Below are 15536 nucleotides of genomic sequence, written 5' to 3' on the forward strand. Positions count from 1 at the left end.
GACACTTAAGGCGGTAGCGGCGGCATATCGCCTTCGCCGACCCGCCACACCCAGGAGCCGATCTCCGGTCGCGCGGCGATCATTTCGTCGAGCGACGCTTCGTAGTTCTGGTCCGCTCCGGCCGGAACGACAAAGAGCGCGATCGGCTCGTCCTTGTTCTGAAGCAACGCATTGGCGATCGGCTGGTCGGGTTGCAGGTCAAAGCGCAACCCCTTGACGCTCTTCTCGCGAAGGCGGGCGAGCCCATCGACGAGCCTTTTCTCCGGGACCGTCTCGTAGGGAATCCAGTTCTCGGAGACCACCATCAACGCGACCTCCTCGACAATGGCGAGGCCGGCCGGGTTCAGTCCGAAGGTCGCGATCACCATCAGATGTGAGTTCGGATCCGCTGCCCACAGCGACAATTCTCTCTCGAAACGTGCCTGCAAACGGCGGTGCAATGCATCTTCGATAATGAAGGGAAAGCCGGGCAAGTGCCTGATGACGAGTTTCTGACCGGAGCGGGCGGGGACGATCTCCTTCACTTCGCCGACCAAGACGAGCAACTTTCGGGGACCTGATTTAGGCGGGAGGGCCGTGCCGAGAACCGCGTTGCGACGATGCTCGATGGCTTGCTTGTTCTCGGCGCGAAACGGCTCGGGCACGAACAGGATATCCGCGAGTGGGCCGCCCCTCACCGTCATTTGCCCGGCAGCCTCGAGCAGATGCCAGCGGACATTCCACCAATGCCGTTTGCCGGCCCACCTCGATGTCCAGACCGTCAGTTCGGCCTCGTGCCAGAGATAATGAAGCAGGCCACGCAGCGACATCCTCCTGGGATCGGCCGTTACGCTGGCGGAACTTTGCCCCGCAGGCACCGATGCCGCACGGCTCCCCGTCTTCGACAGGCTGAAGTCCAACTTGAGGGCGGCCAAGCCGTTTTGCGGATCGAGCTGTATCGCGCTGCCCATCAGGGCGCCCAGCCCGGACAGTTCGTAAGGCGATTCATACGAATCGCAGGACGGATCATGCCCGCCGCCGCTCAGCGGCATGCGCTTGATCAGATGAAGGTCGCCGATGCGGGCGATGTACATCGGGCAGCCCGGCTCGCGGCACAGGCATAGCGGGCGCTCGCTGCGGGCATAGGCGTTCGCCAGCGCCGACTGCAGGTCGGGCGCTCCCTCCTCGTAGACCGCACTGCCAATTCTGAACCGTCGCATCACCTCCACAGCTCCAGGTCGCCGCCGCATTCCTGTGCGCGCATTCAAGTCATGGGTTTGCAAAGAGCGCAACCCCTTTGGGGCATCGGCGCCAGAGGCAGAGGGGAGCCGGGAGGAGCGTGGCCCGGCTGGCGCGGAGAGAGTGTCGGCGCGGGCGCCATTCCCCTCTCGCGAAGGACATTTCCATGAACATCGTTTCGACCACACCTGCCGTTGCCCGGACGGCTACTCCAATCGGCGCGCCGACGCCGGCCTCCATCGACACCGCCCAGGCGATTCATCAAGCGGCAACGCTGCTTCTGCCTTTCCTCGAGCAGGGCAAGCCCGTCACCACCGCCGCACTGCGCACCGCCATGACGACCAGTTTTGGCGGCAGCGATGCGCAAGGGTTCTGGCTTTGGAAGGACGCCTATGAGGCGCTCGAAGTCTCCCAGGTGCTGTTTCTGCGCCGGTTCGGTCCGGCGATCCTGTCCCGGTCGAGCACGCCCCAGGCAATGCTGGCGATGATGACGCGCATCGCGGACCTTCTTCCCACCCACACGCGGCGCTCCGACGAGAGCCAGGCCATGCAGCAGCTCTCCACGCCCTTGCCGCTCGCCTTCGTCACGGCGCACGCTGCGGCGATCGCATCTTGCGACCTGGTTCTCGAACCTTCGGCCGGCACCGGTCTGCTCGCTGTCCATGCCGAGATGGCGCGCGCTTCGATCGCCCTCAATGAGTTTGCCGCGACGCGGGCCGATCTCCTCGGACTGCTGTTTCCAAGGGTCCCCGTCTCGCGGCACGACGCGGCCCATATCGACGATCATCTCGACGCGGCCATCGAGCCGTCCGTCGTGCTGATCAATCCACCGTTCAGCGTCGGCGCCTATGTCGACGGCCACGTCACTGACGCGGCATGGCGGCATCTTTCCTCCGCATTCGCACGCCTGCGCGCTGGCGGGCGCTTGGTCGCCATTAGCGGCACCGGGCTGTCTCCGGAAAACCCCAAATGGCGGCCGGCCTTCGAGCGCCTGCAGCAGCAGGGCACCGTCATTTTCACCGCGGCGATCGATGGCCGTGTCTACGCCCGCCATGGCACCACCACTGAGACCCGCCTGACAATTATCGACAAGGTACCGGAGGCCGACCCGACCGGGTTCGTCCGGCCTCCGGGCAAGGCAACTGATGTCGAAACGTTGCTCTCCTGGATCACGGATCTGCCGCCCCGGACACCGGGCGGCTTTCCGGATTCGATCAGTGCCCTGTCCAACGTCATCGCGCGCAATGCCGCCATGCACATGGCTGCCCGATCGGGGGTGAGAGCCGCACCCCTCGCTGTCTCAACGGCTGCTCCGCAGGCCGTCCAATCGGTCCGTACGAATGCGCGGGCCAAACCCGACCGCCAGGTCAAGGCAAACAGCACGCCGGCGGTCCCCCTCGCCTATGAGCTACGCGACTGGATGCCGGAAGAGGGCGGCCGCCTCACCGACACGATCTACGAACCCTACGCGCTCCAGTCGATCGACATTCCCCGCGCAAAGCCGCATCCGACGCCGCTCGTGCAGTCGGCCGCAATGGCCGCCGTCGCGCCGCCAAAACCTTCGTATCGGCCGCTTCTTCCTGATGCGATCATCGACGAGGGCCTGCTGTCGGACGCCCAGCTCGAAAGCGTCATCTATGCCGGCGAAGCCCATTGCGGCCATCTCGCCGGCACCTGGACGGTTGACGAGACCTGCGATGTCGTCTCGGCCGCGCCAGAAGGGGCTGCGAACGCGGTCCGCTTCCGTCGTGGTTGGTTTTTGGGTGACGGAACCGGCTGCGGCAAGGGACGGCAGGTCGCCGGCATCATCCTCGACAATTGGCTGCAAGGGCGGCGCCGCGCGATCTGGATTTCCAAGTCGGACAAATTGCTTGAGGACGCTCAGCGAGATTGGGCGGCACTTGGCCAGGAAAAACTTCTCGTGCAGCCGCTGTCGCGCTATCGGCAGGGCACGCCGATCCGCCTTGCCGAGGGCATCCTGTTCACGACCTACGCGACGCTGCGCTCGCAGGAACGGGAAGGCAAGAAATCCCGGATAGCCCAGATCCTCGACTGGGTTGGCCAAGAGGCGGGGAGGGCCGAAGGCCCGACAGGGAACGGAGGAGAGTCGGCAGGGAAGGCCGAAAGCCAGACAGGAATTGGAGAAAACCCGTCGGCGGCGAAAAACTCGTTCGATGGCGTCATCGTCTTCGACGAGGCCCACGCCATGGCCAACGCCGCTGGCGGCAAAAGCGAGCGTGGCGACGTCGCGCCGTCGCAGCAGGGAAGGGCGGGACTGCGGCTGCAGCACGCCCTTCCCGACGCCCGTATCGTCTATGTCTCGGCAACCGGGGCCACGGCGGTCGAGAACCTCGCCTATGCGCAACGCCTCGGGATCTGGGGCAGCGAGGATTTCCCGTTCGCCAACCGCTCTGAATTCGTCGCGGCGATCGAGGATGGCGGCGTGGCGGCGATGGAAGTGCTCGCCCGTGACCTTAAGTCGCTCGGCCTCTACACGTCGCGCTCGCTCTCCTATGACGGCGTCGAATACGACCTGCTCGAGCACGCGCTGACCGAGGAACAGATCCGTATCTACAACGCCTATGCCGACGCATTCCAGGTCATCCACAACAACCTGACGGCAGCACTCGAGGCGACCAACATCACCAGTGTGTCCGGCACGCTGAACCGGGACGCAAAATCGGCGGCGCGCTCGGCCTTCGAGAGCACCAAGCAACGCTTCTTCAGTCATCTCATCACCTCGATGATGACGCCGACCCTGATCGGGGCGATAGAGCAGGACCGCGCCGACGGTCATTCGGCGGTCGTGCAGATCGTCTCGACCGGCGAGGCGCTGATGGAACGACGCCTTGCCGAAATCCCGACCGAGGAATGGTCGGACCTGCATGTCGACGTCACGCCGCGCGAGTACGTCGGCGGCTACTTGATGCACTCCTTCCCAACCCAATTGTTCGAGGAATATTCGGACGCGGAAGGGAACGCCTATTCGCGGCCTGTCCACGACGAAGATGGCAATCCGGTTCAATGCCGCGAGGCCGTTCGCCGGCGCGACGAGATGGTCAAAAAACTCGCATCGCTGCCGCCGGTCGGCAGCGCACTCGACCAGATCATCCACCACTTTGGCACCGACACCGTCGCCGAGGTGACCGGCCGGTCGCGCCGCATAGTGAAGAAGAGCGGCCGCGACGGCATCGACCGGCTGGCCGTGGAAAACCGCCCTGGCTCGGCCAATCTCGCCGAGACCCAGAGTTTTATGGATGACGACAAGAGCGTTCTGATTTTTTCCGATGCCGGCGGCACGGGCCGCTCGTACCACGCCGATCTCGGGGTCAGGAACCAGGGGCTGCGCAAGCACTATCTGCTTGAGGCCGGCTGGCGCGCCGACAACGCCATCCAGGGTCTCGGGCGGACCCACCGCACAAATCAGAAGCAACCGCCGCTGTTCCGGCCCATGGCCGCGAACGTGAAAGCCGGCAAGCGCTTCCTGTCGACGATCGCACGACGGCTCGACACGCTAGGTGCGATCACGCGCGGCCAGCGCCAGACCGGCGGGGCAGGGTTGTTCCGCGCCGAGGACAATCTCGAAAGCCTCTACGCGCGGGCCGCACTTCGCCAATTTTACATGCTGCTGCATCAGGGCAGGATCGAAGGTTGTTCGCTCACCACCTTCGAGACGGTGACCGGGCTGTCGCTGACGACCGATGAGGGCGGGCTGCGCGACGAACTGCCGCCGATCACGACCTGGCTCAATCGCCTGCTGGCGTTGCGGATCGAAACCCAAAACCTGCTGTTCGAGGTGTTCGAGCAACTGATGACGGCGAAGGTCGAGGGCGCGGTCGCTGCCGGCTCCTATGACAAAGGCCTGGAAACGATCACGGCGGAGAGTATCGTCGTCACCGATCGCCGCACCGTCTACGCGCACCCAGTCTCGGGCGCGCAGTCGCATGTGCTGACCGTCGCGCGCAAGGACCGAATTCGGCCGCTCAGCCTCGTCGACGCGCTGGCCATCGTCCGGGCCGAGCCGCAAGCGGTTCTGCTGGTGAACGCCCGTTCCAACCGTGCGGCGATCCGGCTGCCCACTGCGAGCCTGATGCTCGACGACGGAACCATCGAACCCCGAGTGCGCATGCTGCGGCCGACGGACGAACAGCGCTTCGGGCTCGACGCCCTTGCCGAGACCCACTGGCAGCCCGCCGACCGGAATCTGTTCTGCGACCTGTGGCAGGCAGAGGTCACTGCCGTCCCGGAGTTCACCACCAGCACCTTTCACATCGTGACGGGCCTGCTGTTGCCAATCTGGCGTCGGCTGCCGGATCATGATTGTCAGGTCTACCGGATCCAGACCGATGCTGGCGAGCGTATCATCGGGCGTCACATCGCGCCGACCCTTGTGGCGACCATGTTGCGCAATCTGGGTATCGATCATGTACCGGCGCTCGCCCCGCAAGATGCCTGGACCACCGGGCTCGTGGAAGGCAGGGTCGGACTCCAACTCGCCGACGCACTGATCCTGCGCCGCAGTCGGATCATGAACGACTACCGTATCGAATTGATCGGCTTTACCGACGCTTTAGTTCCGCGGCTGAAGGCGCTAGGCCTGATCTCCGAGATCATCTCCTGGAAGCTCCGGCTGTTCATCCCGGCGAGCGAGCAAGGGCCGTCCATCCTCGCCGCGCTCCTCGACCGCCACACACTGGTCGGCGTCACCGACCGCGCGTCAGTGGCGTGAGGGGAGACGATCATGACCGTCTCGGCCTCCGAGCTGGCACGCCGCCTTGGCGAACATGCCGAGGCGGTGTGCCTCGAATATCTCTCCAACGGCCATCGCTCCGGCAATTACTGGATGGTCGGCGATGTCCGCAACACGCGCGGCCGCTCCATGCATGTGCGGCTCAAAGCGGTGGGCGGCAAGGCAGCCGGAAAGTGGGTCGACGAGTTGTCGGGGGAACATGGCGACCTGCTTGACGTCATCGAGCTGAGCTGTGGTCTGGTCGACTTCCGCGAGGTCGCGGACGAAGCACGTCGCTTCCTCTCCATGCCGCTGCCATCGCCCCAGCCTGCGCCCCAGTCCCTTGGCGCGCAGCGCCAGCCTGCCGCGGCACGCGGCTCCCCCGACGCTGCGCGTCGCCTGTTCGCCATGTCGCAACCGATCGCCGGCACGCTGGCCGAACGATACCTCGCCAGCCGCGGCATTCTGCTCTCCGTGCATGAGCGTGCGCTGCGCTTCCATCCCGGCTGCTACTACCGGGATTTCGTGACCGGCGAGACGCGGACCCTTCCTGCCCTGATTGCCGCTGTCACCAGCTTCGACGGGAAGATCACCGGCCTGCAACGCACCTGGCTTGGTCCCTCGGGTCAGGGCAAGGCGCAACTCGCCGATCCACGCCGCTCACTGGGTCATCTCCTGGGCAACGCCATCTGGCTTGGCCTTGAGCCCGGTGCGCTCGCCCCGGTCATGGCCGCCGGCGAGGGGTTCGAGACGATGGCGTCGCTTAAGGTGGTGATGCCGGCGCTGCCGGTTGCCGCCGCCACTTCGGTCAATCACCTCGCCGGCCTTACCTTCCCGCCTGGCTGCCGTCGCCTCTACATCGCGGCCGATGCCGATGCCGCCGGCCGGCACGGCATCGAGCGTCTCAGCCAGCGAGCCGGCGAAGCCGGAATCCTCGCCCTGGTGTTGCGGCCGCAGCTCGGCGATTTCAACGACGACCTGCGTCATCTCGGGCCCGCCCGTCTCGCGGCATGGCTCCGCGACCAGCTCGTCCCGGAGGATGCCCGTCTCTTCCTGCCGGCCGGATGAACGACCCCGACCGGCAGGCGGGCAAGGGTGGCGTGAGCGGAAGACTTGGCAGGCATGGCGCGGTCCGCCGGAGAGGCCGCGCCCGCGGCCTGCCTGAGAGGCGACCCCTGCCACCCCCCAGTCACGGCCGCAACGGCTGCGCCGTCCTTCGCTCGCGCTCCGGCCTTCGGTGCGGCCGTGCCCGGGGCGCGGCCGGGATGCGCTGTCAGGCCGCGAAGGGCGCGGCCATAACCGACGGAGACACGCCATGACCCACAAGCTTCCCCTCGACGACGCCTACGAGCCCTACCACGCCTCCTCGCCGACCGACCGCGTCATCCTCGAACTGCAGATGTACGGCCATCGCCGGCATCAGGACGAACCTGATCCTCGGCCACTTCCCGACGACGAAGTGATCCGGGCCGGCCTCGCCGGGATCGTGGAAACCTTCGCCGGCATGCTCGGCGACACGAGGCTCGAACCCGATCTCGACGACCTGCTATGGTCCTTCGCAAACGTCTTCCACCGTGCCGCCGAGCGTGTCGCCCGCAGCCTCGACCGCAATGAGGAGGCGCAGCGTTCGAGCCAGCAGGAGCAGGACGGCTCCGAGGTGAAGTCGGTCGATCTCGAACGGCTCACGGCCGAAGGCATCACCTATATCGAGCGCCGCAACGTGCTCGAAATCATGCGCGATGAGGCCGCCGACCTCTACGAGGCACAAACCGGATCGGCATGGCGGCCGCGCACCGGCTCCAAGATCTCCCACCAGGCGATGACCGCTGCGGTGATCGACTCCCGCGACTTCCTCGCCGCCCGTCGCCACGCCGAAACCGAGGTGCTCGTTCCAGCCGGGACCAAGATCGCCTTCGCCGGCGGCCTCGACTGCAATGATCACGACCGGATCTGGGACGCGCTCGACAAGGCTCGCGAGAAGCATCCCGACATGGTTCTGCTCCACGGCGGCAGCCCGCGCGGCGCCGAGCGCATCGCAGCCTGCTGGGCCGAGAACCGGAAGGTCACTCAGATCGCCTTCAAGCCGGACTGGAGCAGGCACGCCAAGGCGGCCCCGTTCCGCCGCAACGACCAGCTTCTCTCGGTGGTGCCCTACGGCCTGATCGTCTTTCCCGGCTCCGGCATCACCGACAACCTTGCCGACAAGGCGCGTCGGTTGGGCATTCCCGTCTGGCGGTTCGCGGAGGGCGGCGCGTGAGCGCCGTTTTCTTGCAAATCCAGAAAATCCAGATAATATGGAGACTGATCAAGGAGTCCAGCCATGCGCCAGTTCACGACGGGGGATCTCAACAAGCAGGTCGGCGACGTCACCGACGTTGCCAGCCGCGAACCCGTTATTCTCACCAAGCACCGGAAACCCCGGTTCGTGCTGATGAGCTACGAGCACTACGAACGGATGCGCATCGGCGGCGATCCCCGCCGTGCATACCATGTCTCCGACATGCCGGAGGAACACAGGGAACTCTTCGCCGCCGAGATCGACCGATTGGCGCGCGGGGAAGGATACGATGATGAGCGGTAGATTTCTGCCTGGTCAGGTGATCTCCTACCCGTATCTTTGGGCATGGCAACACGAGCGCGGCGAAACGGAAGGCCGCAAGAGCCGGCCGACCTGCGTGGTCATCGCTGTCCGCGGCGCAAGAGATGGCCTGACCCATCTCGCGCTCCTGGCGATAACCACTTAGCCACCGACCAGCGATCGGGTCGGTTTGGAAGTCTCCGCTATCGAGTGCCGCCGCGCCGGTCTGACCGATCTCAAACGCTGCTGGATCGTGGTTGACGAATACAACTACGATATTGCCGAACGCTCCTGGTACATCGAAGCCGACGGCAAGCCCCTCGGTCGGTTCAGCAAGGCATTCATGATGAAGATCGCAGGCGCCTTTATCGAAGCGCGCAGCGAGGGCCGCCGCGTCAGCCGTCTGGATTGACGTTCTCTTTTCGCGGCCATGCGCTCGATCCAGGACGTGAGCCTCTGACTGGCCGACAAAGACAACTAGCTCCAAGCGCGAAGCGCCACTAGCCAGATGCGCGTAGCGCCTCCGGCAGCGGCAAGGTCCGGGCGCGCCGGCCTGCGGCCGGCCGGCTCTCGTCGCGGCGTCCCGCCGCTCCGCGAGCCGGCTTTGCCGTCTCGGCCTTCGGGTGACGATCCCTAGCGCAAGGTCAGGGGAGAGGGCGGCCGGCGCGGGGCGGGGGCGCTGGAGAGAAGGGAAAGCCACCATGTCGATGATATTCATAGGCGGATCACGCGAGATATTCGAGCTGCCGGAACCTGCCATCGCTCGCATCGGCGCAATCGTTGCTGCCGAGCACGGCGTGCTGATTGGCGACGCGCCTGGAGCCGATGCCGAGGCGCAGGGCCTCCTCGCCGGCTACAAGTACGAGCATGTCGGTGTCTTCCATGCCGGCAAGGAACCCTACAACAATCTGGGCGATTGGGCCGCCTACCATGTCCCGTCACCTGGAGGCACTCATGGATATTGGTACGACGCCGCCAAGGACCGGGAGATGGCGCGGCGCGCCGACTTTGGCATGATGGTCTGGGACGGCGCATCACCCGGCACGGCCGTCAACGTGCTTCGGCTCGCCATCGCGAACAAGCCGTGCGTCATTTACGATCTGACCAGGGGCCGGATGGCGACGACGTACAATGTGGAGGACTGGTGCGCCATGCTCCGCCATGTCGATCCGGACATTCGCCGCCAGGTCGAAGCCCGCATGATGCCGGACGAGCGTCTGGCGTTGCCAGGATGATGGATGCGGTCCAGCCGACAGGCCGGCGGGTTCCTTATGTTCATCCGGCTCCTCGCCGCCTAATCCACTTGTATGAGCGGACGGAGCCGGCCCCTTTTCCACGCGCAGAGCCGCCGGGCGTCGTGCAGATGATCATCTTGACCCGTCTCGCCTCTGAAGCGGGTGCAAGCCTGCCGAACAAGATCCTGGCTTGCCGGGTCATCCAACCTGACTGCGCCGTATCGTCCCGAGGGGCGTGAAGTTCGCTGCCAGCCGGCTCCGATCTCGAAACCGCTATGCCGCCATTCCGAGCACGCAAGGAGGTCACGCGCCGGGCTGCTGTTCGATGTGTTGGCAATGCCGACGACATGACCCGAGAGGCTGCAGCATGTTCCTGCGATCCGGCACCGTTGCGTCGGCGGTCTAGCGATGGCGGCCTGAGTTCTTGTCCATCTGCCGCATCCGGGCCATTCCCGTTTCATGTCGCCTTTGTAGACGACCGCCTGCTTTGTGCGGTCAACCCCCGTTGGGGGTACACTCGGCGAATATTCAGGAAAATTCGATTTTTGTTTTTGGTCTGCGGGCAGGCGAAGGGCCTTCCCGCAATTTTTCGGCAAATAGAATTTTCCAGAATTTTCGCCGAGATGACCGCAGCAGGACGGCCCTCTCCTTTGGCGCCATCGGGAATGGTCCCGATGCAACCGAAGGAGAACTACCATGGCCACCACGATCGCAAACCTCACCACCAAGGCCGACGGCTCGATGGAAGGCGTCTTTGCCACGCTCCGGGTCAATGCCCCGATCACCCTCATTCCGAACACCAACAAGTCGCGCGAGGACGCCCCCGACTACCGGATCGTCAACAAGCGCACGGGCTTCGAGATCGGAGCCGGCTGGCACCGCATCTCCCAGCGTTCGGGCGAGGAATACCTCTCGGTCAAGCTGGAAGCCCCGGAGATCGGCGTCATCTTCGGCAATCTCGCTCCCGCCCCCGGTGGCGAGGAAAACAAGAAGGTCATCCTCTGGAACAACCCCCAGTGAGGCATCGGTGGCCGGCCCCGCAAGGGGCCGGCTCCCCACCGGCAAAAAGGAGGTTGCAATGAGCCGCTATACCATCACTGTCACTGGTACCACCGGAAAAGTCCGCTCGGATCCAGACGCTGTCATCGGTTACGATCCACCACTCCGGACCTACTTCCTGCAAGCGTTCCCGCACGAAGAAACCGACGAGCCCGGTCTTTGGCTCGGCACCCACGATCGCGCGTTCGAAACGCTTGAGGATCTTCACCGCGCAGCCATCTCACACGGCTACGACTTCATCCCGCTGTCGCCCAAACTGGCCGCAAAGCTGGCCGACGACAAAGCGGCAGCTAGCGGGCGTCCGGTGCAAAACGCAATCCTCGGCAGGTGCTGAAACACCTCAACCAACCCAAGTAGGCAACACGTCTCAGGGCCCGCGACGGAACACTCCGTCGCGGGCCCTTTTTTTGCGCGTCGCAAAAGAGCCACGAACATCACCCGCTACAGCAAGAGACAGCGACTCCAAACCGCCGATTATTCCTTCGGCAGTTTGTGTTTATGAATGCCGATATAGTCCTGGACAGCCTTTCGCAGCAGTTCGGTCATGCTGTGCCCGTTGCTGATCGCCAGCAACTTGAACTGGCGCTGCTCCGCAGCCGTCAGATAGTAGCCGCAGCGGATCATCTCCTCCTCGCGAATCTTCTTTCCGGCGATGGGGTCCTTTTTCTGGCCCTGCCGCAGTAGCTTGCGGAAATCGGGCCCGACTGCCGGTGACGGCTTTGTCGATTCCTGCATCAGTTGCGCAGCTTGCTCCTTGTTCCCTGACGGCTCGGCCTTCGGCGGGATGAACATGCTCGGCAGCGCCGGCGGCTGCGTGGAGATCGCCTTCATCATGCGGGCCTTCTTGTCATCACCGGGTTTCGGTGCGGTTTCTTCACTCATGCCGCGTTCCTTGTGGCTTCGATGAAGGTTTGCAGAAGGTCGTCAAAGACCCCTTCGCTCTCGGCAACCGCCTTCGCGTCAGGCACCTCGGGGCTGTAAAGGGTCTGCCCGGTCTGAAGGTCGCGGTAGGCAATGCGATTGTGCAGGACGTGTTCTGCAATGGGCGTGCCGTTGGCCTGGATGATGGCGCGCAGTTCGGTCAGGGCTCGCGCCCTGCCATCGATGATGGTCTGCTTGGTCAGCACGAATATCGCAGGCAGCGGTCTACCCCGGCTCTCGACCGCCAGCGGAATGTAGTGGTCGGTGATCTGGATAGCGGCGGTTACATCGTCTAGGGCAAAATACACCGGCACGACCACAATATCGGCGGCGAAGAGCCCGGCCATGAGGTTGTCATTTGTGGTGCCTTCCGTATCGATCAATACGACGGAGCGCTCACCGTTGTGAGTGGCTGCAGCGTCAAGGATTTCCTGCGGGGTCATCGCGCTTACCAGCTGGAGCCTGTCAGGACGATTGCCAGCGTCACCCAGCATCTGGAACCAGCGGTTCATATTCTGCCGCCGATCGCCATCGATAAGAGTGACCGAGTAGCCGCGATGCAGCGCGACGGATGCGAGGGTGCGCAGCATTGTCGATTTGCCGGTGCCGCCCTTGGGGATCGCAGCGGAGATGATCATGGGGCCTCCTTCCGGCGTTGTCTCCTTGTCTCGATGTTAACATGGAGACAAGTCATCATGGACACATGAAACAAAATCACGGTCGAAACATCATGACATAGTCGACGGGGAAGCCTGGTTTGGCAACCCAGGCGCGCACAGATAAGGGCTCGCTAAAGATGCAGTTTTTGCGCAGCTGCTTTCGTCAGAAAAGAAGGTCCGGTGGCCCATCGACTGCGCATTTCTAAGCTTTGCCGGCTGCGCATAGGGCCCGATGTATCCATGTTAACATGGATACAAGTCGCCAACGCATCATAGACACATCGCATCAAATCACGATGGGAACATTTCGCCCGCGCTGCTGCCGCTGACAACTGGGCTGGTGAGAAGAGCGACTATATTTTCTTTCCTCGCTTTCCCCGTATTGGCAGGATAGCCTATTTTGTGATACACACAAAATAGGCGGCGCGGCCCTGGCGGGCCTTAGCGCCCGCAAGCGGGCTTGAGAGATGGATGCAGACGCCCAGAAAGCAGCGGTGAAGAGCGCGTCACGACGCTACGGCGAGGTGACGCACATCCGATTTTCGGCTGACGAGCTGGCCAACCTCAAAGCCATTGCGGAGCGGGACGGCGTTACCGTCAGCGAGGTCGTCCGGCGTCTCGTGCGGGCAGAGGTCGGGCATCTGCCTATCGCGTCAGAGGTGTTGCGGCCGGCGATCGTGGACATGACCGATCAGCTGCGGCGCGTCGGCATCAATTTCAATCAGGCCGTGCGCGCCATGAACGACGGTCGAGTTGCCCAGGATGAGGATCTTGAGCAGGCATTGATTGCCGTGGGCAACCTCGTGCGGCAGTTCCGCGACGAACTGAAGGCGATGACTGGCGGGTCCCGCAAGGCGAGGGAGGCCCGGCCATGAGGGGTCGTCTTGCTGGCTACGCGGCCGAAATTGAACGCTATCTGCGGGGCGCTCCCGGCGTGAAGCGTGAGGAGTTGGACGAGGAGAAGTCTCTGACGGGCGCCGGGCGCGAGGCGAGCGAATCCCAGGCGATGAAGAGTTATGAACGGACCGGTGGCAGCGGACGGGTCGGGCAAGGACAAGCCGGCTCGATGGTAAGTGCCAGGAACGGGCCTCGTTCGTCGCCGGGCGGGACAGGCGTGGCGGGGAGCCCCGTTTCCAGCAGGTCACCGAAGTCCGCCGTGGCTGCGAGCCCGCCCAACGCCGCTAGCGCGCCGATCATGGTCTATGGCGCTACGCTCGCCGGTTTCTGGCCGGACGAGGAGGAGGAAGACTGGAAACGGCGCGGGGGCGGCGGCCGTGTTACGGGTCGCGCGAGCGGTACAGGACGGGCGGCGCGCGTCGCCTATCAGGCGCGGGCCGTGGCTGCACGGGCAGGCTATGCGGCGGGCGCGCAGCCTGCCGTGTTCAAGGTTATGCCCAATCCGCCCTCGACCAAGGAAGCCGCCGCTCGGCTGCTCAATTACATCGGGAAGCGCGAAGACGAAAAAGGCGAGAAACACGACATCGAGATTTTTGACGAGGACGGGCAGATCCTTGCGACAGGCGGCGCACGAAAAGCGTTCCTGGAGACGTTTTGCCAAACGTTCGAGCCGCCCCTGGAAAACACCAATTTTATCGAGGTTCGTTTCGAACTCGCCGGCGAGGTCACCGATGCCGCATTGAGCGAGGCCTTGAACAAGGCCTTCGGCGCAAAACCGTTCATCTATGCGCAGGACGGCCAGACGGTGCAGGTTTACGCACACACCGATGAGCGGGCGGGGCCGCTTGCCAAGGTGCTTGCCGGCGGCCGGGAGAATTCGCGCAGCAAGGCGCTCGACAAGATCGAGGCGCGCTTGTCGGAAGCGATGGGCGCCGCTGGCGTGGTCGCCAAGGCAGAGGTAACGGCGGCCGTCAACCATGAACCCAAAGCGAAATACTTTTTGCAAAAGTTTATCCGCACCCACAGCCAGGTCCGCCACGCAAATGGCGAGCCCGTGCCCGGGGCGAAGAATGCCACCAAGGCGGCGGCTTCGGTCTACGAGCAATGGCGCCCACAGTTTTCGGGGCGTGAACGCCGCAATGCCTATCACCTGCTTTTCTCGGCAAAGGCCGGCACCGATGCCAACGCCGTTATGGCCGCGGCGCGGGCCGTGATGGAAGAGCGGGCGCCAGGATACAAGTTCGTCCTGGCGCATCACAAGGACACCAAGCACGTCCATATCCATGCGATGGTGCAGGCGCGCTCTGCCGAAGGTGAGCGCCTGAAGTTCTACAAGCCAGATCTGGTCGCCTGGCGCGAGACTTTTGCGGAAAAAGCACGCGAGAACGGCATTGCGATGGTGGCGACGCGGCGCATGGATCATGCGATGACGCGGCCCTTCACGAAGGAACATGCCGGAGCCTACAGCCGCGCCCAGAGCGATCCGCGCTACCAGGTCAGCGCCAAGACGATCGAGCGGGTGGAGGCCAAGCGGCAACGCCGTTTGGATGGACAATCCCTTGTCGTGAACGGCGATGCAATCGCTGCCGCATGGCAAAAGACTGTGACGACGATGCGTACCGCGGGCATAGTCGGTCAGGCTCTCTCGGCGGCGGAGTTGATCGGCAACAATTTGCTGCTGTTGCGTCGCGACCGCACAGGGGAGGGACAACCAGGTCCTGCCGCGGATCGCGGAGCTGATCAATCTAGGCAGCAGTCTTTCCTGTCCCATCCCGGTATGAGAGAATTGAATGCACTGATAGGAGATTTGAACATGGCGCAAACCCCCTTGGAAATGCGGCGTCAGATGGCCCGCGTCAATCAGGCTCTGGACAACATGCGCGAGACGCTGCCGCCGGCGCATCAGGGACAGTTCGAACAGTTTCGTGAAGAGGTGAACGACAAGATGCACGACCGTCTCGCGCGGCTGCAATTCGAGCGGCAGCAACAGCGTCGTGGTGGTGGCGGTGAGGAGCCAATCCCCGAGCGCGAGGCGCGAGGGCGAGACCTCCCAACTCGGGACGATCCCCGCCAGCCGGTTGAGCCGCGCACAGGCACCGAACAGGAGAAGGTGAGTGCCAAGCAGAAGGACGCCAACAAACAGAAGGCACGGCAGTCGGAAGAGCAGGACCGCAAGACCCAGCGCTCAAACGATAACGATTACGAGCGCTGAGCAAAGATCGCTTACCGGCCCTCTGGAA

General features: G+C 64.0%; 13 protein-coding genes and 1 pseudogene. 10 read left to right on the forward strand and 4 right to left on the reverse strand.

Annotation, left to right across the window (positions count from 1 at the left end; translation table 11 throughout):
• Window positions 1-5: 5 nt before the first annotated feature.
• A complete protein-coding gene (locus AC1RZR_RS37135; RefSeq protein WP_481829897.1) occupies window positions 6-1199 on the reverse strand; it encodes a DUF1173 domain-containing protein in 1194 nt (397 codons plus the stop codon).
• 185 nt (window positions 1200-1384) lie between these two features.
• On the opposite strand from AC1RZR_RS37135, the gene AC1RZR_RS37140 reads away from it, so the two are divergent.
• From AC1RZR_RS37140 to AC1RZR_RS37165, 6 genes and pseudogenes are all read left to right on the forward strand, one after another.
• Window positions 1385-5947 carry a strawberry notch-like NTP hydrolase domain-containing protein gene (locus AC1RZR_RS37140; protein WP_481829634.1) on the forward strand — a complete coding sequence of 1521 codons (4563 nt, stop codon included), beginning with the start codon at window positions 1385-1387 and terminating at the stop codon, window positions 5945-5947.
• A gap of 12 nt (window positions 5948-5959) precedes the next feature.
• Window positions 5960-7015, forward strand: a complete 1056-nt coding sequence (locus AC1RZR_RS37145; RefSeq protein WP_481829635.1) for a DUF7146 domain-containing protein — start codon at window positions 5960-5962, stop codon at window positions 7013-7015.
• A 247-nt stretch (window positions 7016-7262) separates the two neighbouring features.
• On the forward strand, window positions 7263-8204 hold the full coding sequence (locus tag AC1RZR_RS37150) for a DUF2493 domain-containing protein (protein ID WP_481829636.1): 942 nt from the start codon (window positions 7263-7265) through the stop codon (window positions 8202-8204).
• A gap of 63 nt (window positions 8205-8267) precedes the next feature.
• Window positions 8268-8528, forward strand: a complete 261-nt coding sequence (locus AC1RZR_RS37155; RefSeq protein ID WP_481829637.1) for a type II toxin-antitoxin system prevent-host-death family antitoxin — start codon at window positions 8268-8270, stop codon at window positions 8526-8528.
• A pseudogene (locus tag AC1RZR_RS37160) lies at window positions 8518-8937 on the forward strand (hypothetical protein). Before AC1RZR_RS37155 ends, AC1RZR_RS37160 begins: the two are co-directional and overlap by 11 nt.
• A gap of 289 nt (window positions 8938-9226) precedes the next feature.
• The gene (locus AC1RZR_RS37165; protein WP_481829638.1) at window positions 9227-9760 is read left to right on the forward strand and encodes a hypothetical protein; all 534 of its coding nucleotides are present in this window, start codon (window positions 9227-9229) and stop codon (window positions 9758-9760) included.
• A gap of 59 nt (window positions 9761-9819) precedes the next feature.
• Here AC1RZR_RS37165 and AC1RZR_RS37170 read toward each other — a convergent pair whose 3' ends face one another.
• Window positions 9820-10551: a DUF736 family protein gene (locus AC1RZR_RS37170; RefSeq protein WP_481829639.1), complete on the reverse strand. Its 732-nt coding sequence runs from the start codon at window positions 10549-10551 to the stop codon at window positions 9820-9822.
• Here AC1RZR_RS37170 and AC1RZR_RS37175 point away from each other — a divergent pair.
• Together AC1RZR_RS37175 and AC1RZR_RS37180 are read left to right on the forward strand one after the other, a co-directional pair.
• The gene (locus tag AC1RZR_RS37175; RefSeq protein WP_006205585.1) at window positions 10457-10780 is read left to right on the forward strand and encodes a DUF736 domain-containing protein; all 324 of its coding nucleotides are present in this window, start codon (window positions 10457-10459) and stop codon (window positions 10778-10780) included. The two genes, AC1RZR_RS37170 and AC1RZR_RS37175, sit on opposite strands and share 95 nt — an antisense overlap.
• Before the next feature lie 58 nt (window positions 10781-10838).
• Window positions 10839-11153: a hypothetical protein gene (locus AC1RZR_RS37180; protein ID WP_481829640.1), complete on the forward strand. Its 315-nt coding sequence runs from the start codon at window positions 10839-10841 to the stop codon at window positions 11151-11153.
• 140 nt (window positions 11154-11293) lie between these two features.
• On the opposite strand, the gene AC1RZR_RS37185 is transcribed toward AC1RZR_RS37180, so the two are convergent.
• Window positions 11294-11701: a hypothetical protein gene (locus tag AC1RZR_RS37185; RefSeq protein ID WP_481829641.1), complete on the reverse strand. Its 408-nt coding sequence runs from the start codon at window positions 11699-11701 to the stop codon at window positions 11294-11296.
• Window positions 11698-12378, reverse strand: coding sequence for a nucleotide-binding protein (locus tag AC1RZR_RS37190; protein WP_481829642.1), 681 nt, complete (start codon window positions 12376-12378; stop codon window positions 11698-11700). The genes AC1RZR_RS37185 and AC1RZR_RS37190 overlap by 4 nt, the downstream gene beginning before the upstream one ends.
• Window positions 12379-12866: 488 nt before the next feature.
• On the opposite strand from AC1RZR_RS37190, the gene AC1RZR_RS37195 reads away from it, so the two are divergent.
• Both AC1RZR_RS37195 and AC1RZR_RS37200 read left to right on the forward strand, forming a co-directional pair.
• On the forward strand, window positions 12867-13274 hold the full coding sequence (locus AC1RZR_RS37195; RefSeq protein ID WP_481829643.1) for a hypothetical protein: 408 nt from the start codon (window positions 12867-12869) through the stop codon (window positions 13272-13274).
• Window positions 13271-15508, forward strand: coding sequence for a relaxase/mobilization nuclease domain-containing protein (locus AC1RZR_RS37200; RefSeq protein ID WP_481829644.1), 2238 nt, complete (start codon window positions 13271-13273; stop codon window positions 15506-15508). Before AC1RZR_RS37195 ends, AC1RZR_RS37200 begins: the two co-directional genes overlap by 4 nt.
• Window positions 15509-15536: the final 28 nt, after the last annotated feature.

It is taken from the genome of Mesorhizobium bavaricum, assembly GCF_056781655.1.

Excerpts from the sequence above, each read along its gene's own strand:
- AC1RZR_RS37140 (WP_481829634.1), top strand. The coding sequence starts at position 1,385 with ATGAACATCGTTTCGACCACACCTGCCGTTGCCCGGACGGCTACTCCA.
- AC1RZR_RS37135 (WP_481829897.1), bottom strand. The coding sequence starts at position 1,199 with ATGCGACGGTTCAGAATTGGCAGTGCGGTCTACGAGGAGGGAGCGCCC.
- AC1RZR_RS37200 (WP_481829644.1), top strand. The coding sequence starts at position 13,271 with ATGAGGGGTCGTCTTGCTGGCTACGCGGCCGAAATTGAACGCTATCTG.
- AC1RZR_RS37195 (WP_481829643.1), top strand. The coding sequence starts at position 12,867 with ATGGATGCAGACGCCCAGAAAGCAGCGGTGAAGAGCGCGTCACGACGC.
- AC1RZR_RS37185 (WP_481829641.1), bottom strand. The coding sequence starts at position 11,701 with ATGAGTGAAGAAACCGCACCGAAACCCGGTGATGACAAGAAGGCCCGC.
- AC1RZR_RS37165 (WP_481829638.1), top strand. The coding sequence starts at position 9,227 with ATGTCGATGATATTCATAGGCGGATCACGCGAGATATTCGAGCTGCCG.
- AC1RZR_RS37150 (WP_481829636.1), top strand. The coding sequence starts at position 7,263 with ATGACCCACAAGCTTCCCCTCGACGACGCCTACGAGCCCTACCACGCC.
- AC1RZR_RS37175 (WP_006205585.1), top strand. The coding sequence starts at position 10,457 with ATGGCCACCACGATCGCAAACCTCACCACCAAGGCCGACGGCTCGATG.
- AC1RZR_RS37170 (WP_481829639.1), bottom strand. The coding sequence starts at position 10,551 with ATGAGGGTGATCGGGGCATTGACCCGGAGCGTGGCAAAGACGCCTTCC.
- AC1RZR_RS37190 (WP_481829642.1), bottom strand. The coding sequence starts at position 12,378 with ATGATCATCTCCGCTGCGATCCCCAAGGGCGGCACCGGCAAATCGACA.
- AC1RZR_RS37180 (WP_481829640.1), top strand. The coding sequence starts at position 10,839 with ATGAGCCGCTATACCATCACTGTCACTGGTACCACCGGAAAAGTCCGC.
- AC1RZR_RS37155 (WP_481829637.1), top strand. The coding sequence starts at position 8,268 with ATGCGCCAGTTCACGACGGGGGATCTCAACAAGCAGGTCGGCGACGTC.
- AC1RZR_RS37145 (WP_481829635.1), top strand. The coding sequence starts at position 5,960 with ATGACCGTCTCGGCCTCCGAGCTGGCACGCCGCCTTGGCGAACATGCC.